We start from the raw sequence: 23,227 nt of genomic DNA, 5'->3' as shown, positions 1-23,227 counted from the left end.
CGATGACCACCACAACCCGCCGCCACCCGATCGCGGGCAACTGGGCAAGCCTGCTCTTACCGATCGCCGACGACGACAGCATCGATTTCGAAAGGCTGGCCGAGGAAATCGACATACTGATCGCCGCCGGGGTCGACGGCATCTATTCGAACGGAACGGCGGGAGAATTCCACAATCAGACGGAAGCCGAGTACGAGCGAATTCAGGACGTGCTGGCGTCGCGATGCCGCTCGTCCGGAATGCCGTTCGTCATCGGCGCCTGCCAGCCCGATCCGATCCTCATGCTCGATCGGTTGCGCCGCGCAACCGTTCATAAGCCATTGGCGATCCAGGTGATCCTTCCCGACTGGTGGCCGCTCACCAATCTCGAAGCCACCGATTTCCTGAAGCGCGCGTCGGAGGCGGCGGAAGGAACCCCGCTCATCCTTTATAATCCGCCACATGCGAAACGGGTCCTGTCGCCAGCCGAACTCAGTGAGGTTTGCGGCCCCTGCCCGTCCGTGATTGGCATGAAGATCGCCGATGGCGACGACGCCTGGTATGCGCAGGCACGCGCGCATCTTTCCGAATTTTCGCTGTTCGTTCCCGGCCACCATCTCGCAACCGGGATGAAGCAGGACGTTGCTGTCGGGGCGTTTTCCAATGTTGCCTGTCTTCATCCTCGCGGCGCCCAAGCGTGGACAGAGCTGACGCATGGGGATGTGGAAGCCGCGCTGGATATCGAAAGCCGCATCTGCGCCTTTATGGACAATCACATCGTCCCGTTTCGCCGTGACCGTGGCTATTCCAATGCCGCGCTCGACAAACTGCTCGCGGTGATCGGCGACTGGGGTCCGGTCACCACAAGGCTGCGCTGGCCTTACCGCTTTATCGACGAGCAAGAAGCGGCAAGTCTGCGCGGTCGCGCGCGCGTGATTATCCCCGAGCTCTTCGCTCGGTAGAGGACAAGGCGCCGACCGAACGGGATGCTCTGCAGGATCATCATGCCGGAATGCGGGCGATGACCTTGATCTCGAAATCGAATCCTGCCAGCCAGTTCACGCCGATCGCGGTCCAGTTCGGATAGGGCGGCCTGCTAAAAACCTCCTGCTTTACGGCCATGATCGTTTCAAACTGGTTCTCGGGATCGGTGTGGAACGTCGTCATCCACTATATCGTCAAAGGTACAGCCTGCAGCCTCCAGCGTCGCCTTGAGGTTTTCGAAAGCCAGCCGGACCTGGCGCTGGAAGTCCGGTTCAGGTGTTCCATCGGAACGGCTGCCGACCTGGCCGGAGACGAACAGAAGGTCGCCGGTTCGGATGGCGGCCGAATAGCCGTGTTTCTCGTAAAGAGCATGCCTGTCTGCCGGAAATATTGCTTCGCGTCGGGTCATTGTCGATCTCGCTTCCTTATCGTTGATTGGACACCGCCTCGTCATTTGATATACGGTGCGTATGTGTAGTAAACAGCATACGCACCGTATGTCAACCTCATATACGGGCCGTATGTGAAATTGGAGACGAGATGGCAAAGAAACGCAGCGAGGCGATGGAGGAAAATCGCGTGAAGCTGATCGCGGCCGCGCGAAGAGCCTTTGCCGAAAAAGGATACGCGGCCGCCTCGATGGATGAGCTGACTGCCGAAGCCGGCCTGACCCGGGGAGCGCTTTATCACAACTTCGGAGACAAGCGCGGGCTGCTCGCGGCCGTTGTCGATCAGATCGACACGGAAATGGCGTCGCGCGCAAAGGAGATCGGCACCCGTGCGGGCGATGACTGGCAGGGCCTGCTCGCAGAGGGCGCGGCTTATATTGAAATGGCGCTTGATCCGGAGGTCCAACGCATCGTCCTGCTCGATGGGCCTGCCGTGCTGGGTGATCCTTCACAATGGCCGAGCCAGAGCAGTTGTCTTCAGGCAACCAGGCAGACAATCGAGCGCCTTATCGTCCAGGGTGCCCTAAAGCCGGTCGACGCGGAAGCAGCCGCCCGGCTGCTCAACGGCGCCGCGCTCAATGCCGCCCTCTGGATCGCTGCCAGTGACGAGCCGGAATATGTGCTACCGAAAGCTATCGAGGCCTTCAACGCCTTGGCTGCCGGCCTTCTCAAGACGTCCGCGTGAGCTCCAGATGTGAGGGCACTCGGCAATTGGGGCCGCTCACTCTCCCCATCAGCCTTACGCTTTCTCGGCGAGCAAAAGGCGGCGGTCTGCGCGCGCAGCAAGATACCTAATTGTCAGCGAAACGAATGCAGCGAGCGGAGCGGCCGGCTCTGCCCTCCGTTACCAGAAGCTGCCGAAAGCGAGGAGAAATGCGCCCGCCGCGATGACAACCAACGCCGGCCAATTGCGCGACAATCCGAGGAATCTCAAGCCCTGGCGCCGCGGTTCCAGCGTAGCGCCGCCTTGCGGCACCCAGTGCGGATCGCTCGGTCTTCGACGAAGCGTCGGCCGAAGGAGAAAAAGAAGGCCGCCGATTATGAGAGCGGCACCGATCAGAACTGCCCACATCGTCGCCTCCGCCGGGGGATACGGATCATGTTAAACCTGACGCGATTGGGATTGTTCCGTTGCGTGCGCGATATCTCTTAACATTACTTGATCCACCTTTACGACGACCTGTGTCTAAGTCGCTTCGGCTCAACAGAAAGCCTGATGATGACCCCGAGATTACCTCGCGATTTTCCGGCCACAGGGATGATCAATTTCGGCCTTTGCGCCCTTGTGTTGGTTCTTATCGGCGGGACCTCGACACAATACGCCGTTCTTTCCGCACTCTCTCTGCCGGCTTGTCTTGCCACCATGGCAGCGCACCGGCGAAAGGCGCGCCAGCGGAACAGCGCCGCCGACTATCTACTGTCGTACACGGCCACGGCGCTTATAATACTGCAGTGGTGCTATATCGCCATCGTCGCCTTAGGCAGCTTTTCCAGCACGCAGCCAATCCTCCTGCGAAGCATCGAATAGCGGCAATAAAGCGGTGTCGGCGAAGACACCGAGTCGATGCCTAGGCGAATGACCGCTGATCGACACGCCCGGGCGTCGCGACCACTTGATCTGACGCCAGCATCATCGCTTCAGCACCCAAACGGTCCTGCCGTTCTGCGAAGCGGCAATACCGTCTTTCGTCCGCACCAGATCAAGGCACCTTTCGGCGTCACCAGGTTTGGGCGTAATACAAATCCCATCAGCGACAGCTCTCCATGTCGGATGGATGCTCGCCAGGCTATCGCTGATCGTGCCGCCGCCATCCGGCCGGAATACGAGTATGTTGGAAGCACGCCGTTTTACCACGATCATTTCCCATGGCTTGCCGTCAGCGATGACGTTGGCCAGAGGTTCGTCGGCTGCGGCGGGTTCGGCGGAAAGAGCGGCCAGTATGGCGAACGCCGGAATAAGAGTCGCTTGAATCGAACGGGTTCGTAGCAGGCGGGCGGCGGACATTGAGACTTCCTTTCACTTGATTGGTTTGTTTCAGACATCCGGATAGGGTTGTTTGCGGACGGTCTTCGCCCCCGAAGGCGCCGTCAGTTCGTCGTCCTGCCGCATACTCGGCCGAGGTGTTTATTAGCGGAGAAGACCGGCATTTCAGCGAAGCCGCTGTTGCAGGTGCCGAGCCTGATCGGGATCAGCCGGGTAGGCCTGGTGGTGAACCCGGCCCAATACGAGCTTTATCGCATATTGAAGCTGTTCATCATCAGCGCGATCGGCAGGGACATAAATCGAGGAGGTGAAGGTCGCCTCACCCTGCTCACCACGCAAATGCCGCGCAAGGCCAGCTTCACCGGCAATAGTGGCGGTGCCGGCAAAGACCTGGGGAACTGTCTCCACTATCTCGATATCGGGCACGATTCCCAATGTCTGGATCGACCGGTTGGATGGTGTGTAGACCCGTGCCGTGGTGAGGCTCATTCCGGCATGCCCTCCGAGCGCGACGATCGTCTGAACGACCCCCTTTCCGAATGTCCGAGTACCGACGAGAGTTGCCCGCCGGTGATCCTGAAGGGCGCCGGCAACGATCTCTGCAGCAGAGGCCGTGCCGCCATTGACGAGGACGATCACAGGCACCGCAGCAATGAGCGCGTCTACAGCATCGGGATGTGCCGCATAGCGGCTGATCCGCCGATCTCGCCCGCAGGAATAAAAGATCGCTCCTCGCGCCAGAAAAGCGTCGGCAACCCGCCAAGCCTGATCGAGGGGACCGCCGCCATTGTTGCGCAAGTCGAGGATGATGCCGGCAGGCGGCCGCCGGGCGTCGGAAAAGGCAGCGCGGATCACTCGCTCCATTCCGTCATAGGTTTGTTCGGAAAAAGACGCCAGCCGAATGACCGGAACGGAATCTTCGTAAGTCAGGCGTGGCGTCCCCAAAGTTATAATCGCGCGCGTGAGCTTCAGTCTGATCAGGCCGGCGACGCCTTCGCGAAGGATCGCCAACTCGGCGACGCTGCCCACCTCGCCGACAAATAACGCCGCCATCTGTTCCAGCCTCTTTCCTGATGTGGGCTGGCCGTCAACCTCAACGATCCGGTCGTTCGCCTTGATGCCTGCTCGCTCGGCCGGCGTGTCTTCCATCGGCGCGGTCACCTTGACCATGCCGTCTTCCACGGTCACTTCAATTCCCAATCCGCCAAACCTGCCGGCATCCTGCCGACGCATCTCGTCGAAACGTTCCGGTGGGAGATAAGATGAATGCGCGTCAAGCGCCGTGAACATGCCCTCGATGGCGGCGCGGATGAGCTGCGGATCTTCGGGCGCGCCGACATGCCGGTTGCGGACCTGCTCGAAGACCTCTCCGAAGAGCGCGAGCTGGCGATAGCTCGCGCCCTCTTCGGCCGGTCCTGCGCGGTGCCATTCGTCCGGCGCGCCGCTCCCGAGAGGGAGGAATGCGAGAGCGGCGACCGCAGAACTTGCGACAACGGCGATGGCAACTGCTAATCGTGCGACGGCAGCGTGACACCGCGTCGACAAATGGCTGCGTCGAGACCGTTTGTCCCGCAAGGGATTCGGCACAAAGACCTGGCCGGCGGCAGGGTTGGTTTTCATCGATCCATCTCGCTGTCTAGCGGTCGTCTGGCAGGCAAGGGAACCATGTGTCTGTCCGTTCAATCGACGCAGCCGTCGCTCCGGCGGCTGATGTGCACGCCCAGAAGTCGGCTTGCCGTAAGCAACGGCGTGCCTTTTCCCGTGAGCGGCAGCCAACGAGGCACAAATATTGAAGATGTAAGTGATCGCTCTAGCTGCCCGCTCCGTTACAAGGCGGACGGTCCTGAACGGCTGGCACGAAGCTGATGCCCGGCTGTATCGGATATTGCGCTGTGACTTCCATCTGACGTCGTTCACCTCGAACAGGAACTGCATCGCAAAGCAAGGCGATGTGGCTCGATCATCTTCAATGGAGCCGCGCTTGTCATCACCAGTTATGTTTTGATTTGTTAAGCAGGGCGACAAACCGGCACGCTGCGCTGTTCGGTATATCGGAGCCGGCACGGACGGCCGGCTTAATCTAACTTAATCGAACTTTGCCGATCTTTGACCGCACCGAGCGGTCGATCCGCTACATCCGGACGGACAAAGGCGGCGCCACGGCCGCGCCGCGCGACGCCAACTCGTCGCGCCTGCCTCGGCCTGCGGGCGCAGTTCGCGTATCCGCTGCGCGCGTATCATGAAAGGACTCCGCTTTGACGCTACGTCTCCCTTTAACCATTAGCCTTGTTCTACTTGCATTGCTTGCCGGCCACGGAGCGACGTTCGCGCAACCGGGCGGGGCGGCACTGACCGTTACCGCCGAGGCACCCGTGGAACGAGAATGGCCGGAGACGGTTCTAGCCGGCGGTTGGCTGAAGCCCTGGCATGAAGCCATCAGCGCTGCCGAAATCAGCGGTCTGCGCATCACCGATGTATTCGTCGACGTCGGGTCTGTCGTGACGAAGGGGCAGGCGCTCGCTCGGCTGGCCGAGGATACCGTGCGCGCCGATCTGCAAAAGGAAGTAGCCCTCTTGGGGACTGCCAAAGCCGATCTTGCCAAGGCCAGGGCCAATGCCGAGCGCGCACGCAAGATGAAGGGTAGCGGCGTGCTCTCCGATGAGAAGATCATCGAATATCTGAGCACCGAGCAAATAGCGATGGCTGGTGTCGAGTCCGCCCTGGCTCTGGTTGAGAGTCAGAAGATCAGACTTTCCCAAACAACCATCATGGCCGCGGACGATGGCCTCATCACCTCTCGTTCCGCCCAGCTCGGCGCCGTCGTCACATCGGGCGCGGAGCTGTTCCGCCTCGTACGCCAACAGCGCATCGAGTGGCAGGCCGAGGTGTCGACACGGTACCGTCCCCTTATCAAGGAAGGCATGCCTGCAACCATCGACGGGCCCCGCGGCGAGCGGCTGACGGGAACGGTTCGCCTCGTTGCGCCGACCGTCAGCACCGATACCGGCAGAACACTCGTCTACGTCTCACTGGCGGCGGGCTCTCGGCCGCCGATCGGCTTCTATGCGACCGGGCAAATAAAGCTCAGGGTCACATCCGCGCTCACCGTGCCGGAAACCGCGCTAGTTTCGCGCGACGGTATCAACTACGTGTTTACGATTGACCCCGAAGAGCGCGTCAGGCGCCTCCGGGTGGAAACCGGCCGCCGCAACGACGGCGAAGTAGAGATAATCTCCGGTCTCACGCGTTCGGCAATGGTCGTGAAGACCGGAGGCGCCTTCCTTTCGGACGGCACCATCGTGCGCGTGGAAGGAAAGGCACGATGAATTTCTCCGCATGGTCCATCCGCAACCCTGTTCCCGCCATCCTGCTTTTCGTCCTACTGACCGGAACTGGGCTCGTTGCCTTCGAGCGGCTCCCGGTTCAGAACTTTCCGGACATGGATCTTCCGACGGTTCAGATCCACGCCACGCTCGAGGGCGCTGCCCCGGCCCAACTGGAAACCGAAGTCGCCCGTAAGATCGAGGACAAACTCGCCTCGCTCAGGCTCCTGGACCATATCACGACAAAGATCACGGGGGGCACGGTCGTCATCAGCGTGTCCTTCCGGATCGGCAAGGACGGTGAGGAGGCACTGAATGAGGTGCGTAACGCCGTCGACAGTGCCGGCGGGGACCTGCCGTCCGCGATGCAGCCACCGAGCGTGACGAGGACTGTGATCCAAGGCTCGGCGCTTATCGCCTTTGCCGTGCGGTCCACCCGGCTCGACCCGACCGAGCTTTCCTGGTTCGTCGACAATGACATGACAAAAGCCTTGCTTGCTGTTGCTGGCGTCGGCCAGGTCAACCGTATCGGCGGCGTCGATCGCGAAATCCATATCGATCTCGACCCGCAACTGATGAGCTCGCTCAATGTCAGCGCGACGACCATTTCCTCGAGTTTGCGGTCGGTGCAGACCGACACATCGGGTGGGCGAGGCGAGATCGGAGGGAGCAAGCAGACGATCCGAACGATCGGGGCGGTTTCCTCGATTGCGGAGCTCAAGGCGCTAGCAATTCCGCTCCCGAGTGGAGAAATGGTACGGCTTGACGAAATCGGGGCGGTAACAGACAGCTTTGCCGACCGCTCGTCCGTCACCTATCTCGACGGAACACCGGCAATCGCCGTGGAGATCAAACGCGCGAACGGCTTTTCCGACACGGCTGTCGCTGCAGCGATCGAAGCCGCGGCAAAGGACTTGGCCAAGGCCAGTCCCGATGTCGAGATCATCAAAGCCTATAGCACAGTCGGCCCGATCGTCGAGAATTATGGCGGATCGATGCAGATGCTTTATGAAGGGGCTATTCTGGCGATCGTCGTGGTCTGGCTCTTCCTGCGGGATTGGCGCGCAACATTCCTGTCAGCAATTGCGCTTCCGCTGTCCGTCATTCCGACCTTCGCCATCATGTATCTGGCCGATTTCAGCCTCAACACAGTGACTCTGCTGGCGCTCTCGCTGGTGGTCGGCATCCTCGTCGATGACGCGATCGTCGAAATCGAAAACATCGCGCGCCACATGCAGACGGGAAAATCGGCAAGGAGCTCGGCTCTCGAGGCTGCGGACGAAATCGGGCTTGCGGTTGTCGCCACGACCTTGACGCTCGTCGCCGTCTTCCTGCCGACCGCTTTCATGAGCGGCATTCCGGGGCTGATTTTCCGACAGTTCGGCGTGACGGCGTCGGTTGCTGTTCTTGCCTCCCTCCTGGTTGCGCGTCTTTTGACGCCCATGATGGCCGCGTACATGATGAAGATTCATCCTGTGGGGGCGAAGGATGGGCGGATCATGCAGGGCTACATCGCGCTCGTGAAAGCCTGCCTGAAGCACCGTCTCGTGACGACGATCTGCGTCTTTGTTTTCCTCGGTCTCTCGCTGGCGACGATCCCCCTCCTCAACTCGGGTTTCCTGCCGGCTTCGGACGATGCGCAGACGCAGGTTACGATTACGCTGCAACCCGGAACACCGCTCGAAGAAACGGATGCGACCACCCGCAGGGCTGCCCAACTGATCTCCCACCTACCTGATGTAACACATGTCTTCTCCACCGTTGGGACAGTTTCATCAGGTGATCTCCTGGATTCCGCAACGACAGCCGATACGGCGAGTGCATCTCTCATCGTCGACCTGAAAAAGATCAGCCAACGCGAACGTTCCCAACTCGATATAGAAAGCGATATCCGGCAGGCGCTCGCCACCCTTCCGGGAGCCCGCATTCAAGTGGGGTCGGGCGGCAATGGCACCAGACTCGACATTACCCTTGCGAGCGACGACCCCGACGCACTCGACAAGGCGGCCGGTGCGCTTGAAGAACAGCTTCGAACGCTGCGAGGCATTGGGGCGGTGACATCAAGCGCTTCGCTTCGGGCCCCCGAAATCCAGATCGTCCCGGATCCTGATCGGGCCGCCGCCTTCGGTGTAACGGCGGACGCGATATCCGAGACTGTTCGCGTCTCAACCGGCGGCGATTATTCCTCCGCCCTCGCCAAGCTCAACCTGCCACAGCGCCAACTTGACATCCGCGTGCGTTTCGACCCGAACAACCGCACGACGCTCGAAGACTTTGCCAATCTGCGCGTTGCCGGCAGCGGAGGCAGCGTCGATTTGAGTTCGGTTGCCGACATCACTATCGGGAGCAGCCCGTCAGAGATCAGCCGGATCGACCGGTCGCGCAACATCATGATTTCGGTCGAGCTCAACGGCCGCGTCCTCGGCGAGGTTTACCGCGAGGCCCAGGCACTGCCTGCACTCCACAGCCTTCCCCCCGGGGTGATGCTTATCGAACAGGGCGAACTCGAGCGCCGATCCGACCTCTTCGACAGCTTCGGCACCGCCATGGCGGTCGGCATCTTCTGTATTTACGCCGTGTTGGTCCTTCTCTTTCACGACTTCCTCCAGCCGTTGACGATTCTCATGGCACTTCCCCTGTCGCTCGGCGGCGCCATTCTGCCCCTCGTTCTGACGGGAACGAGTTTCTCAATGCCTGTTGTCATTGGTCTGCTGATGCTGATGGGCGTGGTGACGAAGAACTCCATCCTGCTGGTCGAATATGCGATCATGTCGCGACGTAGAGGCGCCCCGCGCTTCGATGCCCTGGTTGATGCCTGCAACAAGCGGGCGCGCCCGATCGTCATGACGACGATGGCAATGGGAGGCGGTATGCTTCCTGTGGCCCTCAGTCTCAGCGGTGGCGATGCGAGCTTCCGGCAGCCGATGGCAATCGTCGTGATTGGCGGCCTGATGACCTCGACTGTTCTTACCCTCCTTGTCATTCCAGTCATCTTCACCTTTGTCGACGATTTCCTCCTCTTCCTCAGGCGAATTACCGCGGCAAGGCGTCCCGAGGCTGCCACCACGGACGATCAAGAGAGTATTTCGAACGACCAGAGGCACGGTGGAAAAATCAGTCTCGCAAGGTGAAGCTCGGACTCTTCAGCGACAGGCCGCCAAGAGAACGCCGTGTCAAAAGCCGACGGCGTTTTGAACCGGCGCCCAGCGGCGATGACGAAACCGCCGGCACTTCGGATGCCGGCGGTGATGTGTTGAAAGAGATTCAGATTGCGCCTGCCTTACATGTCGAGCAGCGCAAGACACCTGCTTATCGTATTTGATCGTCGATCCAGGTCATGGTGCCCATTGGCCTACGACCGCCGGCTGCTTGTCCGTCCAGGACGGCGGCAGGCCGATTTGAGAAGCGGCGAAATCCTTGACGCCAGGCGACCGGCCGAAGCGCTCGCAGGCTGGGTATTTCGGCCTGCCCCCGAGGCTCGACTTGATCTTCTGAGCGGACGGGAACTTGGGCAGTCCTTTGTAGGGTGTCTTGCCGTTGACGAGCATCTTGGAGAAATCGCTGCCGAAGCTCGAGGCGAGCGAATAGGCATCCCCGACCTGCGACACGCGTGCGCTCGTGGTAATGGCATTGGCGCCCTTGGCCCAGACCATCGCACCCACCTGCTTGCCGTCTCTTGTCCTCGCTTCGGCCTCGACGGCCAAGCCTCCGAGCCCGACCGGCAACCGAGGCACGGGAACCGGAATGACGAATGAGGCACCGAGCGAAGTCGCGGTCGACACTCCGGCCATCGTGGCGTTCGTCGGCAGGATCCGGGTGACGGTGGCGTGAACGACGACATCGGCGTTCTCCCTCCGGTCGACCACTTGAAACCGGTCGCTGACGCCGACGCAGAGGGCGCGGCTGATGACATTGGCGATGAGGGCTGACTCCGAAGGCTTCTTGATGGAAGGGTCTGCGTTTGGCGAAACCCTCGTTGGCTCGATGTAGATGGTTTTGGCAGCAGCGAGATCGTTCGGTTCGATCTTGAATTTCGCCTTGGTGATCTTGCCGTTGTTCGACGTCAGGCCGTCATAGGAGACCAGCGTGTGCGCCTCTTCGAGCGGCACTGAGGCACAGCCTGCAGCAGCCGATAGGATAAGGCAGGACAGAAGGGCCGAGGCCCCCGGAGGGCGATGGCGGCGAATGAGGGCCCGGTCAGCGCGGGAATGTAACATGTCGTTCTCCTATCGTTGGAAGCTGTGAGGAATTGGCGGCTATTGCGAGGATCGAGCAGAATCTGCTGCGGCGAGATCGGCAAAGACCGGCTCGTCCTTCCACAGACTGCCGCTTACCATCTCGGCGTAGCCCAGGTGGTAGACGGCGCGCATGTAGTTGGTGTTGAAGGGATCGGTCATTTTGTAGGGTATTTGCCGATCGATCGAGGCGACCCGAAAGCGGATGCCGTTCTTTTGCGCATAGACGTAGGTGGCGACCAAAGCGCTGCGTGTCTGGGACTTGATGAGGGCAGCGCTCGCTCTGGCCATGACAGCAAGAGTATTGTTCGTGGTCGTGGAGAACTCCGGCATGAGAGCATTGTTAACGATGACATACATGTTCAGCTTGAGGCCCTTCGGCCACGCCGCCAGGCGAGGGCTCGCCATCCACCCCTCGGGGATCGTCAGAATCTGGGATGATGAGCCGCCGTCCGAGTGCATCTCCTCGAACTCCTGGCCGCCTGCCCTAACCTTGATGAGCACGGCCGGGAAAACGCCCGGGATGCTCGCCGAGGCAATGATGACATCCTGAAAGAGCTTCAACGCATCAGGCCGACCGCTATTGGCTATGGCACCCATGTTCCAGACCACCGGTCTCTGCGAATCGAGATTTGAAGTGAGGACGAGAAGGCGCCTGCCCTTGCGGTACTCGACGGCGATTTTGTCCAGGATCTCCCGGGTGAGATGGCGCTCGACCATCCGGCGCAGCGGTTCCTGCTTCAACAGGCTTGGGCCAAGCAGTGCCTTCGGCAGAAAATCCGCGTCCACCAACTGCTTTGCCACCCCGCTCGTATAGAGATCGACGAGCGTGTCATCATAGGCCGGGCCTAGGAAAGCCAGAGGTGCAATCAGCGCGCCGGTGCTGACGCCGCTGACGATGTCGAATTCCGGCCGCTCTTTGCTGTCCGACCAAGCCTTCAGTGCCCCGACGCTGAAGGCCCCTCCGGCCCCGCCGCCGGACAGGACAAGATAATTGACGTCCTTGTGTCTTGGAATTGCCAGCCAGGCTCGCGTATCGGGCAACTGCCGGCCGCTGTCCGCATAGGTGCGGATATCGGCAAATCCTTCGATACTGGCGTCGGCGGCCGCCTTCGGGCTGTAGCTAACCCGGTCCGGCGCCATGCAGCCAGCCAGAAGGGCAAGCGTCAGGATGGCCATCAGTCGAATCAAATTTGTCGCCCTGTCATCGGCCACGGTCAGAGCGGCAATCACCGCCGGCCGTGGAGCGTCGCTGCGCTAGCTTCCTTTCGGATCGCGTCTAATGGCATTAATCGGGATTCGCTGTTGTCTTGGGTTTTGAGTTGTTAAGAGTTGTGATCGACGCCGCCGCTGGACGTCGCCCGCTTCCCGCATCGGCTAGCCAAGCAGGGAGAAAACTATACGCATCATCCGATAACCACCGCCGTAATTTGGGAGACGTTGATTAGACAGATGGTGAGCGCTTGACTGGTCGTCTGTGGGATAGCTGGAAGAGCTGCTTTTTGAAGGCAGCAAGAGACGGCCCGGTGTTCCAGCGGCATCACCCGCAAGCTGCAGTTCCGCTGATCAGTCCCGCGCCAGCGAAACTTCAGGCGTGAAGATATAACCGCCCAGCCGTACCGTCTTGATGAAGGTCGGCTCCTTGTAATCGGGTTCGATCTTTTGCCGAACACGGCTGACATGCACGTCGATACTACGCTCGACGGGGCCGGCTGAACCTGCATGCGTGCGGGCAAGGATTTCCTGGCGATTCATGACCTGCCGCGGATTCTGGCAGAACACCAGCAAGACATCGAATTCTGCCGTCGTCAGCGACACATGAACACCATCGCTGTCGGTCAGTTCGCGCGTGACGGGGTCGATGCGCCAACCGGCGAACGTCATGGCTTCCTGAACGGGCTTGATTTGCATGGAATAGGAAGATCGCCGCAAAAGCGCCCTGATCCTTGCCAGGAGTTCTCTGGAATTGAAGGGTTTCGTGACGTAGTCGTCGGCGCCGAGCTCAAGGCCGATCACCCGGTCGACTTCCTTCGTCAACGCCGTCAGCATGAGGATCGGAACCGTGTTGGCCGATCTGATGCGCCGGCAAATGCTGAAGCCGTCCTCGCCCGGAAGCATGCCGTCGAGGACGATGAGCTGAAATTCCTTCTTCTTCAGAAGGCGGTCCATTTCCATCGCGGAACCAACCGCTTCGGCGGCATAGCCCGCTTCCTTCATGAGGTCGATCAACATGCTCGAAATATCGCGGTCATCCTCGACGATCAGGATGCGGACCGAAGCCTGCATGGGTGAATTGACTGCGATATGACTCATATCCGGCGCCTGATTCTGGGAAAGCATCCGCTTCAGTTCCTATCTAACAGAAAATGTTTGCGCATCGTTTATTGCATCTTTCGACCAGCGATTGTTCCTCCACTGGGGAAGCGCGCGCCGCCACGCCGCAAGTAACAGCCGGCCGCGAACAGACGCGACATATCGGCGGTCGCCGGTGGTTCGGCGGGCATGTGAACCGCGGATGAGGTCAGAATTTGTAGCCGACAAACATCATCACTGAAGGCTGAGTCTCCTTCTGAACCACCGGGCTATTGCGCGCGTCGCCGGTGAGAATTCCCAGTTCGGCCTGGCCGCGGATGAACCAGTGCTCGGATGACAGGTACGTGACCGATGCGGTAAGATCGATGCGCTTGAAGCCTGCGCCTGCATCATAGACTTCAAGGCCGGACCTTGCCGACTGCAAGGGGGTGACCCCAAAATAGGACTTCATGTAATTTTTGTCCGCCCAGGTGGCCGATGCGCCGGCGGAGAAGATGAACTGGCCTACCATGTGAGAATATTCCGCACCGAATGTCCCCGTGACACCGTCGCTGCCCCCGATGATCTTGTCGATCCCGGCACTGAGCTCGATTGGTCCGAGTGAGTAGGATATCACACCGCCGATTTTTGCACCGGAATCAATATCGCCCAATCCCTTCAGATGATCGCTATCATCTTCGTCCCGACCGAACTCCATGCCGCCGCTGGCGCTGATTTTGAAATTCTCGACCTTGTAGATATCGATCAGCAAGCCGGTTGGACCGACATGGACGTAATCGTTGAAAAAGCTTGCGGAAACGAAGGGGACCGGCATGACTTCAAAGTCTTTCGATCCCTCGAATTTCGGGCCGTACACCGCTCCAGCTCCAACAACGACATTCCAGTCATGAAGCTTGCCGCGAATACCACCGGGGCGTTCGCTGGTTGGTGCAACCGGTCCTCCAGCGCCAAATTCGCCCGGATCCGCCGCCCATGCCCCATTGCCTGCCGAAAGGGGAACGGCCAGCGATGGCAAAATCATCAAACCAATTTTCTTTTTCATAAAAGGCAAAGTTCGCTCCTGGTGTTTTCCCGAGGCTTGCTGTCCTCGAGCGGACTGCAGCCTGCAGGCAAACCGTTTTGGGATGGATTTTGTCTTGTTAAGAGATGTTTCCGAGGTCGATAGCCGCGCCCTGAGCTGACACTCCCGGACGGGCGGTCACATGACCTAGGCCGAATTCAGCCTGATCGCTGACACGTCTGCCGGCGTGAAAAGAAGTACCGGACGACGCATCGGCGGCGGAAGACACAACTCTTAATAAAATGAAACGCACTTTCAGAATGAAATTCCTACTTTGCATGCGCGGCCTACGAAGAGGAACCAACTGATGACCGGGAAAAACCCTGCCCCTCCCGTCCTTGTCTACATCCCGGACCAACGCGGATCACATCTTGCCGGAGAAGTGCTGCGGAGCGCGGGCTTCGACGTGAGGAGCGCAGGCACTCCACCGGAACTCAAACACGCCCTGGAAGGTCTCCTTTGCAAGGTGATCGTCACCATTACTTCAAAAATCGGCGATGTGCGGATCCTCTCCAATCTTCCCGTGGTGAACATTCAAGCCTTTGTGCTGCCCAATATCGACGCGGCGTCATCCGCACAGCCGGTGCTGTTCGACAGGGCCGCTTTTCTCGAGCGGGTTCAGACGCTGGCGGCCTCGCATTAGGCGTTCCGCGCCGCATAACGTTTACAAATAAAAACATCATTCCGGCTGACATTTGCTACCATCGCAACGGGATGACACCGCTTTGTACTATCTGGCAGTTGGCGAAGGGGAGGCGCGCGGCGGATGAAGCGGGCAACTATCGGCTGTTGCGGTACCGATCAGAAAGGCTGACGATGCTGGCGCGTTTTTTTGCAGGTTCCATCCACCGGCAGATTGCCCTGCTTGCCGTTGCGCCCGTTGTTCTTTTCGCCATCCTCGGCATCATCAGCGAAAACCTGACGATCAAGGAGCCTGAAAGCGTCTCACAGGCGCGCGCCGTTGCCATGCGCATTGAGTTCGTCACCGACATGATCCGCTCTGCCGAAACCGCCGATCAAGAGGCCGCCGTTCTGGACGCTGCGAGAAGGACCGGACTTCAGGTCGAAGAGGTCTCCTCAGCAGAACTGCACGGCCCCGAACTCGAGGCGGAGGAAGGCGACTTTCGCTCCGAAATCGAAAAAAATCTTTCGCCGGGCGTCGAAGCTCGGCTGCGGGCCGCGGGTGGTGACCGACAGCCGGTGCTGGTCGTTGGCATCGATCAGCGTCGCGCTCTGGCTTTCCTCCCGCCACCTGCCGTGCCCGACTCCCGCATCACAGATCGCGAAATCAGCGACTTCCTAGCGACCATGGCCATGTTCGTGCCAGTCATTTTATTGTCCCTCTACGGCAGCCGCATGATCGCATCACCGCTTCAACGCTTTTCTCAGGCCGCACGCGATCTCGACCCGGATAAGGGTCCGGAGCGCCCCTTCGACGAAATTGGTCCGCCGGAGGTCCGCACCCTTGCGAAGTCGCTAAACGACATGCGCAGCCGCGTCCGCGGGATGATCGAAGCGCGCACACGCATGCTGCGCGCCATTAGCCACGATCTGAGAACGCCGCTGACGCGCCTGCGGCTCAGGGCTGAGCGCTCAACGGAACCATCCCTGCGCGCCGCGTTGCTGGCGGATATCGATGCCTTGGCGCTGATGGTCGATGAGACGTTGGTCTACCTCAGGAAAGACGCGTCGAAAGAAACTCAGTTGAGAGCCGACCTGCCGAGCCTGATAAATACCGCCTGCAATGATTTTGCCGATATGGGTTATTCGGTGGCCTATCACGGGCCTGATCGTTTCGCCTATCCATGCAGACCTCAAGCGCTGAAGCGCGCTATCGCCAATCTGATCGACAACGGCACCAAGTTTGCCCGGCACGTGAATGTCGAACTTCATGTCAAACCGGATCGGGCGATTAGCATCAGTGTCACCGACGATGGGCCTGGCATCCCTGCGTCATCCCATGCCGATGTCTTGGAACCGTTCTACAAACTGGATGCGGCGCGGAACGATCGCGGCGGATTCGGTCTGGGACTGTCCATCGTGAAGGACATCGTCGAAAGCCATTTCGGAACGCTGACGCTGGAAAACGCCACGCCGCGCGGCTTGATCGCCGAAATCAATCTGCCATCGCCCGATGCAATCCATGCTCCGGCAAATACGAATGCAGGATGAATTTGATCGCCAAATTCCGCTGAAACGAAGCAAACTGATTTGTAACTGCTTCAGCAAACATGTATTCGCTCGGTAAAACACTCTCGCACTAACCACAGCGGCTGATCTGCCGCGCACCAACCGAACGCGGTTTCCGAATGACTGAACATGCCATGACCTGGGGGATCGCCGGCCTCACTGCAATGGGCGTCGTCGTCCGTCCCTTTCGGTGGCCGGAAGCGATCTGGGCCGTCTTCGGCGCCCTGCTCCTGCTCGCCTTCCGCCTGCTCGGACCCCATGATGCCCTGGCGGGCGTCGCCAAGGGCGGCGATGTCTACCTCTTTCTGATCGGCATGATGCTGCTGTCGGAACTTGCGCGGCGCGAAGGCCTGTTCGACTGGATCGCCGCCATTGCGATTGCCTACGCCAAGGGGTCACCCCGGCGACTTTTCGTGCTGGTCTATCTCGTGGGCGTGGTTGTCACCGTCTTTCTTTCCAACGATGCGACGGCCGTGGTGCTGACGCCCGCCGTCTATGCCGCCTGCCGCACGGCGCGGGTCAAGGACCCGATGCCTTATCTGTTGATCTGCGCCTTCATCGCCAATGCCGCGAGCTTCGTCCTGCCGATTTCCAATCCGGCCAATCTGGTGATCTTTGCCGGCGGCGACATGCCGCCGCTCTCCCGCTGGCTGTCGACATTCATGCTGCCGTCGATCATTTCGATCGTCGCCACGTTCCTCTGCCTCTACTGGACGCAGCGCCGCGCCCTTGCAGAAGACACTCTTGCCGCCGACACGCAGCGGCCACCCCTCTCCCGCAGCGCCCGCCTGGCAGGATGGGGAATCCTGCTGACGGCCATTGTTCTGATCGCAGCGTCGGCCATGCATGTCGATCTCGGCGTGCCGACCTTTGTCGCCGGCACGATCACCACCACGATCGTTCTGATGCTGACGCGGCAAAGCCCGGCCGAGACGATGAAGGGCATCAGCTGGAGCGTTCTGCCGCTGGTCGCCGGCCTGTTCGTCATCGTCGAAGCGCTCGATCACACCGGCTTGACGAACATTCTCTCCGATCAGCTGGCTGCGCTTGCCTCGTTCTCGCAATCGCAGGCGATCGGCGTGGCGGGCTTGCTCGTCGGCGTAATCTGCAACCTCGTGAACAATCTTCCGGCCGGCCTGCTTGCCGGCAGCGTGGTGCAGGCCGCCGGTGTCTCCGACAAGATCGCCGGCGCCGTGCTGATCGGCGTCGATCTCGGCCCCAATCTGTCGGTGACAGGCTCGCTGGCGACGATCTTGTGGCTGTCTGCCCTGCGCCGCGAGGGCCTGCATATCGGCGCCTGGACCTTTCTAAAACTCGGAACCGTCGTCATGTTCCCCGCACTCGTTCTGTCTCTGGGATCGCTCTTCCTGTTTTAAGTGCCTACAGGCGAGGCGCGTGCCGCTCTAACCTTTTGGATCTACACAATTATCTGCTAAAATGGCGCGAGCGGCCTTCATGCAGGCAGTTTCCGAAGCAAGAATTTACTTGCGCAGCGAATGCGACACATTCGAACGCCTGACGGCCATTCAGCGGGAGGATCGATGATGGGCATCATCGACGAGCGTGAAGAAGCACTTGAGAAAGAGTACATCGTGAAGCTTGAGCGTTCGTTCCATATCCAGGCGAGGCGCGACCGGATGCTGGCACGCTGGGCGGCCGAGCTCATCGGACGAACCGACTTCGACGTCTATTTCGACGAAGTCATTTCCGCCGGATTGCTGGAGTCAGGCGATGAGAACGTCTTCAGAAAGATTCTCAGCGACCTGCAATATGCAGACGTCGCTATCAGCGCTCAGACGGTTCGCGAGAAAATGAAGCAGCTTCTGCTTGAAGCCGCAAGGTCCCTCGACGAAGCCGGCTAAAGCCTTTCCGGGCGATGTGCGCCAGCCTGCGGCACTTTCGTGCCGGAGAAGACATCTCATGACCGTCTCTTCCCGTCCGGCGCAGGCCCTCATGCCAGCTGAGCGCCTCCTCGGGGAGATGAGGCGTCTGGTCGCCGCGTCATTTGCGGTGCGGCAAGACAAACGGATCAACCGCGATCTTGCCGCCACCGAACACGACTAATGCCAGCGCCATTGCCGCCCAGGGCAAATGAAAATTCGCCCAGCCATCCGGGATGGTGAGCTGGATAATCGCCGTCATCAGCAGCAGACCGAGAGCAGCAAAGCGTGTGGCCAGGCCGAGGATCAGCAGAATTGGCAGGACCAATTCTCCAATTCCGGCGGCCGTCGCCATCGTCAGAGGAAACGGGTAGGCAACTGCGCTACCGAAGATATGAAGCTTGAACTCCTCCTCGAAAAGATATCGTGCGCCCGATGAAAGCGTCAGGAAGCCGTCCCATTTCGTCAGCCCCGACTTGAAGAAAGGAATAGCCAGCGCAAAACGCAATGCCAGCAGCGGCAACGACTTGGGAACGGAAGCGAGCAGCGCTTCAGCGCGTGTGACGAAGGAGGCAGCGGCAGCACCAAAGCCGTGCGAAGGGGCCACTTCGGTTTTCATGTGGAGTTTCCTTTATACTGTTGAAGGGCGCTGAACGCGCCGAGACCGGCAAGACCGACCAGCGCCGTTCCGAAATCAAATCCGGGGGCAGCTGCAAATGCCGCCTTTGCCGCCTCGCCAAGAGTGGCGGCGTTGAACAAGGCGGCTGCAAAGATGGCGTCCCGCGGTGGCAGGACATGAACATTGACCGACATTTCCAGTCGTGAGACGAGGACCGCTTGCCCACGCCAATCGGAGACCGGCGAAACCATCTCCTCTTGATGTGCGCTCCAGATCGAACCAACCGGAAAAATCGACTGGATCAGGTGCGCCGATGGGTGTGGGACGAGCCGCAAGTCCGAAAGCATCTCCGGCGTCACGGCTTTGAATGCCGCAAGATCGAGAGGCGCCCTGTCGGCGGCGTGGTAAGCGTCTGTCAAGGCCGCCTCGAGCCGGGCGATATCGGGCAGGTAAGCAAGCGCTCTTGCAGGTTCAAAAGCTGCGATGAAATCCGGGAAATCGTCGCCATATTGCATGATCAGCGGTGAGCACGGCTTGTGATCCTGGGCATAGGCGCGCGCCATGGCCAGAAAGAATTCCGAACCAACGAGCCTCTCCGTCACCGGATAGCGTTGCGCTAATGCCTTTGTGAGCCCGACGAACACATTGTTGCGGTAGACGGCAAACCGCACCGTGTCGGGTTTGCCGCGTGCGTTGATGACGCCGTCGGGCACCGGCCGGTCGGCATGCAGCAAGGCATCGGCGAAGGCAGTTTGGCGGGTTGCGAAATCCATCGTTACGCCGCCCGGGTCCGGCGCCCGCCGCGGCGAAACGTTTCGGCGGCGAGCATCGCATCCGCGCGTTTCGCCTCTGAATACAGCGTGGCGAAATCCGGAACATTATTGTCCCATTCAATTAGCGTCGGGATTGCGCCGGTGCGCGCGAGGGTATGTGCGTAGAGCGCCAATACATCGCTCTTCACTGCCGTCGCGTGTGCGTCGATCAGCAGCCGGTCGCCGGTGGAGTCGACGGTTTCGTCGTAGCCGGCGAGGTGAATCTCGCCGACGAGCTCGACCGGAAAACGATCTATATAGGTGGCGGCATCGAGCCGGTGGTTCACCGCCGAGACCATCACATTGTTGACGTCGAGCAGAAGGCCACAGCCCGTCCGCTGCGCGATCGCCCCGAGAAAATCCACTTCATCGATCGTACTGTCGGCGAACAGTATATAGGTGGAAGGGTTTTCCAGCAGCAATTGTCGCCCGAGCGCCTGTTGCGTTTCATCGACATGGTCGACGACGCGTGCCAGCGTTTCTTCCGTGTAGGGTAGCGGCAACAAATCGTTGAGAAATCCCGTTTCATGCGTCGACCAGGCCAGATGTTCGGAAAAGCTCTGCGGCCGATAGCGGTCGATCAAGCTGCGAAGTCGATTCAGATGCGCCTTGTCGAGCCCACGCGGCGAGCCGATCGACAAACCGACACCGTGCAGCGACAGCGGATAGTGTTCCGTGATGGCCTGGAGATAGCGATGCGGCGGTCCACCTGCGCCCATGTAGTTCTCGGCATGGACCTCAAAGAAGCCGACATCCGGCAGATCGGCCAGAATAGTCTCATAATGCTCGGGCTTTAGGCCGAGGCCGCCCCGTGCAGGCAGCAGGACAGGTCGGGTTGTCGAAGCAGTCATCGCATTCTCCCGGTTTGGCGAGAAAAGATGGAGGCCCGAGCATCGGGCCTCCCTTTAGGGGTCAGCCTTTGGTCGGCTCGAGCTTACCCATGTGCCCCTTGACATTCATGCTGGTGCAGGTGCCGGCTGGGACTGCCTTCCAGGCGTTCCCCTGATAATCCATCGTCGATGTACCTGCGCAGGTCGTGCCGGCACCGGCGGCACAATCATTGTGACCCTTGAGCGCGATGCCATAGCATTTCTCCTTGCCCACCATTTTCTCCGCCGGCAGCGGTGCGGCGAAGGCAGCGGATGAAATCGCAGTGGCAAGCGAGCCTGCGAGGGCAAGGGTCAGAGTGGAACGGTTCATGGATGGTCTCCTCTTGAAAGGTCCGCGTACCGATCATCGGCCGCGTAATCCCTCTTTCGAGCCGACGATCCCGCTTGTTACAGCCATGACGAACACGAATTGGTGATCGGCCTTTTCAAGACGCCGGCTGCGGGCGATGACACAATGTTGGAGGCGGCACCGCAAACCGGCCCTCTCGCATGTCTTTGGATGAGATGTCGAAGCTCGAACTCGTCCGTGCTGAAAATGGGGAAATGACTCAGCTTATGGGTATTCACCTGTGACGGCTTCAAGGACCAGCGGTCCTTCCGCCTCTAGCCTGACACGGCCCCTGCCGACGCGGGCGAGGCGGATGGGCGCCTGCTTTTCTTCGAGCCGACGGCGCAACAGCAAGAGCCGGGTCTCGAGATTGTCCTTGATCTCCGGCATGCGTGCGCCGGCCGTCAACCGCATTTCCCGGTTGGTGAACTCGCTTCTGCCGTCGCTCAGATGCCAATCGAGCATGAGGCGCAGCAGAGTGCCGGCAACGCCCTTCACGATGTAAGTGCCATCGATAAAGACGCTGTCATCGAAGCGGTGATGGACGACGCGGATTTCTTGGCCGGCCGCAGCAGGCTCAGGCGTGCTGATCGCAGGTCTCTGTTCGGCGACAGCCGCTGCCCGCTCGCTGGCTCTCAGAGCGCCGGCCGCCTGTCCCGCCAGTATCTCGAGAGCAGCCTCGTCCTCTTCGCGAAAAGCGAGCCGCTCCGGACTCTCGATGAAGAGCACGCCCGTCACCGTGCCGCCGGCGATCATGGGAACTGCAATCTGGCTCATCGCCGCCGGCAAATGCGGGAAAGCGATCGTGCGCGTCGCGTTTTCAGCCCCTTCCGCCTCCAGGCCGATCGCTTCGCCAAACCGGCGCACACGGCTCATGTCACTGACCTTGATCGTCTGTCCACCCGCTGCCGCAGCCCCGATCAATCCATCGCCGCCTGCGATTTCCGATCCGAGGCCCGAGCGCTCGTAGCCGATGCTGCCTGTCGTGATCAGACAGCCGCGATGGTTGTCGTGGATGAGCACGAGCGCGTTGCCGTATCCCAACACGTGCTTGACGCCGGTGAGCAGGTTGTCGATGATCTCATCGGCCTCCGACTGTCGCTCGATCGCCTTGATCGCCTTGGAAAGATCAGGGAGGCTGACAGGCGCCCGGCTGCTCGGCGGCGAAGCTGTTTCCACCGGCGAGGGAACCTTCTCAATTCCGTACACCCGGAAAATATCGGCGCTCCTCAGCCGCATGACATCCGACATGCCGATTTGCGCGCTGCTCGCCTTGAGCTGGCGAGCGATCTTGTCGAACAGCGGGCCGGCATCGACCGAACGAACGAAACCAATGTCGAGCAGGAACTGATCGCCGGAGAACCCGTCCACCAGGATCAGCGTGACCTTTGGATTGGCGCGTATATTCGCCGCCGTCTTGGCGAAGAACTGGTTGGAGAGTGCGACATGCTCCTCATCGACCCGCACCACATGGGAAAGATAGGATATGTTCGGCATGCCGTCGGCCGATGCCGTGGCGATGATGGAGGGAATGACACCCTCGAAGCAGGCGGAAAGATCGGAAAGCCGCAGATTCATTGGGACCGCGCGCCAACATGGTTGCCCGCCAGCATGCCGGCGAGCGGGCCGGGCGTCTGGACATATATTTCACTGATCACCAGCCGGGCGACCCGCGCCTCACGCGCCGTCAGCCATGGCGAGATGAGATGCCGGGGGACGCCGAGCGATTCGAGCTCGTTCGTCGCCGCGGTGATGAAGTGATCGGCGCGATCGAGGTCGGAACTCTGGATCTCTCGCATGCCGGCGCTCCCCTTCAGCTGGAAACTTACATAATCCGAAGGGGTTACGAAGGTGGCGGCGATCCGCCCGGTCTGCCGGATACCGATTTCGAGCCGCGGCCACTGCCAGGCTGAAAAGATGACGTCGATCGTTTCTCGGTCTTCCAGAAGATGGAAGCCGACGCCGCGTCCCGCCGAAGGACGGCCGGTCTCGTCAGCCACCGCGATGATGCACATCAGCGGCCTGTTGAAAAAATCGAGGAGCCTGTCGTCAAGCCTCACTGCCGCCCCCATTGCTTGCCCAACCCTCCTTAGCAAACTTTTAGGATTCCCGGTACGGCTTGCACATTCATTTAGGAACGCCGGTTTTTTCGCTGCGCTATAGAAGCGACGTACCGGCTCA

The 23,227-nt window shown here is 60.2% G+C and carries 20 protein-coding genes and 1 pseudogene; 7 read left to right on the top strand and 14 right to left on the bottom strand.

The features are described 5' to 3' along the window. The first annotated feature begins 2 nt into the window (after positions 1-2). Complete coding sequence (locus NXC14_RS03040; protein ID WP_085776907.1) at positions 3-941, top strand: dihydrodipicolinate synthase family protein; 939 nt, start codon at positions 3-5, stop codon at positions 939-941. 40 nt (positions 942-981) lie between these two features. On the opposite strand, the pseudogene NXC14_RS03035 reads toward NXC14_RS03040, so the two are convergent. After that, a pseudogene (locus tag NXC14_RS03035) lies at positions 982-1,372 on the bottom strand (RidA family protein). A gap of 131 nt (positions 1,373-1,503) precedes the next feature. Here NXC14_RS03035 and NXC14_RS03030 point away from each other — a divergent pair. Further along, complete coding sequence (locus NXC14_RS03030) at positions 1,504-2,097, top strand: TetR/AcrR family transcriptional regulator (protein WP_085776906.1); 594 nt, start codon at positions 1,504-1,506, stop codon at positions 2,095-2,097. A gap of 159 nt (positions 2,098-2,256) precedes the next feature. Here NXC14_RS03030 and NXC14_RS33255 read toward each other — a convergent pair whose 3' ends face one another. The 3 genes from NXC14_RS33255 to NXC14_RS03010 all read right to left on the bottom strand — a co-directional run bounded on the left by NXC14_RS33255 (position 2,257) and on the right by NXC14_RS03010 (position 5,016). Further along, positions 2,257-2,484 carry a hypothetical protein gene (locus NXC14_RS33255; RefSeq protein WP_085776905.1) on the bottom strand — a complete coding sequence of 76 codons (228 nt, stop codon included), beginning with the start codon at positions 2,482-2,484 and terminating at the stop codon, positions 2,257-2,259. 558 nt (positions 2,485-3,042) lie between these two features. Then, positions 3,043-3,417: a hypothetical protein gene (locus NXC14_RS03015; protein WP_085776903.1), complete on the bottom strand. Its 375-nt coding sequence runs from the start codon at positions 3,415-3,417 to the stop codon at positions 3,043-3,045. Positions 3,418-3,561: 144 nt separating this feature from the next. Continuing rightward, positions 3,562-5,016 carry a S41 family peptidase gene (locus tag NXC14_RS03010; RefSeq protein WP_198175492.1) on the bottom strand — a complete coding sequence of 485 codons (1,455 nt, stop codon included), beginning with the start codon at positions 5,014-5,016 and terminating at the stop codon, positions 3,562-3,564. Between the two features lie 680 nt (positions 5,017-5,696). On the opposite strand from NXC14_RS03010, the gene NXC14_RS03005 reads away from it, so the two are divergent. Continuing rightward, the gene (locus NXC14_RS03005) at positions 5,697-6,722 is read left to right on the top strand and encodes an efflux RND transporter periplasmic adaptor subunit (RefSeq protein WP_085776901.1); all 1,026 of its coding nucleotides are present in this window, start codon (positions 5,697-5,699) and stop codon (positions 6,720-6,722) included. Then, complete coding sequence (locus NXC14_RS03000) at positions 6,719-9,850, top strand: efflux RND transporter permease subunit (RefSeq protein WP_085776900.1); 3,132 nt, start codon at positions 6,719-6,721, stop codon at positions 9,848-9,850. The genes NXC14_RS03005 and NXC14_RS03000 overlap by 4 nt, the downstream gene beginning before the upstream one ends. Before the next feature lie 204 nt (positions 9,851-10,054). Here NXC14_RS03000 and NXC14_RS02990 read toward each other — a convergent pair whose 3' ends face one another. The 4 genes from NXC14_RS02990 to NXC14_RS02975 form a co-directional block, all read right to left on the bottom strand. Then, positions 10,055-10,936, bottom strand: a complete 882-nt coding sequence (locus tag NXC14_RS02990; protein WP_085776898.1) for a DUF3313 domain-containing protein — start codon at positions 10,934-10,936, stop codon at positions 10,055-10,057. 39 nt (positions 10,937-10,975) lie between these two features. After that, positions 10,976-12,145 carry a patatin-like phospholipase family protein gene (locus NXC14_RS02985; RefSeq protein WP_245362122.1) on the bottom strand — a complete coding sequence of 390 codons (1,170 nt, stop codon included), beginning with the start codon at positions 12,143-12,145 and terminating at the stop codon, positions 10,976-10,978. Between the two features lie 375 nt (positions 12,146-12,520). Beyond that, complete coding sequence (locus NXC14_RS02980; RefSeq protein ID WP_085779957.1) at positions 12,521-13,267, bottom strand: response regulator; 747 nt, start codon at positions 13,265-13,267, stop codon at positions 12,521-12,523. A 208-nt stretch (positions 13,268-13,475) separates the two neighbouring features. Then, positions 13,476-14,309, bottom strand: a complete 834-nt coding sequence (locus NXC14_RS02975) for a MipA/OmpV family protein (RefSeq protein WP_245362121.1) — start codon at positions 14,307-14,309, stop codon at positions 13,476-13,478. A gap of 477 nt (positions 14,310-14,786) precedes the next feature. Here NXC14_RS02975 and NXC14_RS02965 point away from each other — a divergent pair, with 477 nt between their 5' ends. The 3 genes from NXC14_RS02965 to NXC14_RS02955 all read left to right on the top strand — a co-directional run bounded on the left by NXC14_RS02965 (position 14,787) and on the right by NXC14_RS02955 (position 18,379). Next, positions 14,787-16,499: an ATP-binding protein gene (locus NXC14_RS02965; RefSeq protein ID WP_157131366.1), complete on the top strand. Its 1,713-nt coding sequence runs from the start codon at positions 14,787-14,789 to the stop codon at positions 16,497-16,499. Positions 16,500-16,636: 137 nt separating this feature from the next. Further along, positions 16,637-17,893 (top strand): arsenic transporter, encoded by a 1,257-nt coding sequence (locus NXC14_RS02960; protein ID WP_085776895.1) that lies wholly within the window; start codon positions 16,637-16,639, stop codon positions 17,891-17,893. A gap of 165 nt (positions 17,894-18,058) precedes the next feature. Next, positions 18,059-18,379 (top strand): ATPase inhibitor subunit zeta, encoded by a 321-nt coding sequence (locus NXC14_RS02955; protein WP_176536333.1) that lies wholly within the window; start codon positions 18,059-18,061, stop codon positions 18,377-18,379. Positions 18,380-18,518: 139 nt separating this feature from the next. On the opposite strand, the gene NXC14_RS02950 is transcribed toward NXC14_RS02955, so the two are convergent. The 6 genes from NXC14_RS02950 to NXC14_RS02925 all read right to left on the bottom strand — a co-directional run bounded on the left by NXC14_RS02950 (position 18,519) and on the right by NXC14_RS02925 (position 23,106). Continuing rightward, entirely contained in the window at positions 18,519-19,016 is a 498-nt protein-coding gene (locus tag NXC14_RS02950) for a DoxX family protein (RefSeq protein WP_085776893.1), read from the bottom strand. Next, positions 19,013-19,789, bottom strand: coding sequence for a DNA-binding domain-containing protein (locus NXC14_RS02945; RefSeq protein WP_085776892.1), 777 nt, complete (start codon positions 19,787-19,789; stop codon positions 19,013-19,015). The genes NXC14_RS02950 and NXC14_RS02945 overlap by 4 nt, the downstream gene beginning before the upstream one ends. Positions 19,790-19,791: 2 nt before the next feature. Next, a complete protein-coding gene (locus tag NXC14_RS02940; protein WP_085776891.1) occupies positions 19,792-20,679 on the bottom strand; it encodes a DUF692 domain-containing protein in 888 nt (295 codons plus the stop codon). Positions 20,680-20,740: 61 nt separating this feature from the next. Beyond that, the gene (locus tag NXC14_RS02935) at positions 20,741-21,028 is read right to left on the bottom strand and encodes a DUF2282 domain-containing protein (protein WP_085776890.1); all 288 of its coding nucleotides are present in this window, start codon (positions 21,026-21,028) and stop codon (positions 20,741-20,743) included. 243 nt (positions 21,029-21,271) lie between these two features. Beyond that, positions 21,272-22,624, bottom strand: a complete 1,353-nt coding sequence (locus tag NXC14_RS02930) for a GAF domain-containing protein (RefSeq protein WP_085776889.1) — start codon at positions 22,622-22,624, stop codon at positions 21,272-21,274. After that, positions 22,621-23,106 carry a pyridoxamine 5'-phosphate oxidase family protein gene (locus NXC14_RS02925; RefSeq protein WP_245362120.1) on the bottom strand — a complete coding sequence of 162 codons (486 nt, stop codon included), beginning with the start codon at positions 23,104-23,106 and terminating at the stop codon, positions 22,621-22,623. The genes NXC14_RS02930 and NXC14_RS02925 overlap by 4 nt, the downstream gene beginning before the upstream one ends. Positions 23,107-23,227 lie beyond the last annotated feature (121 nt).

The organism is Rhizobium sp. NXC14 (genome assembly GCF_002117485.1).
Taxonomy (GTDB): domain Bacteria; phylum Pseudomonadota; class Alphaproteobacteria; order Rhizobiales; family Rhizobiaceae; genus Rhizobium.
Note: the sequence above shows the minus strand (reverse complement) of the source record. Positions and strands in the feature narration are given on the sequence as shown.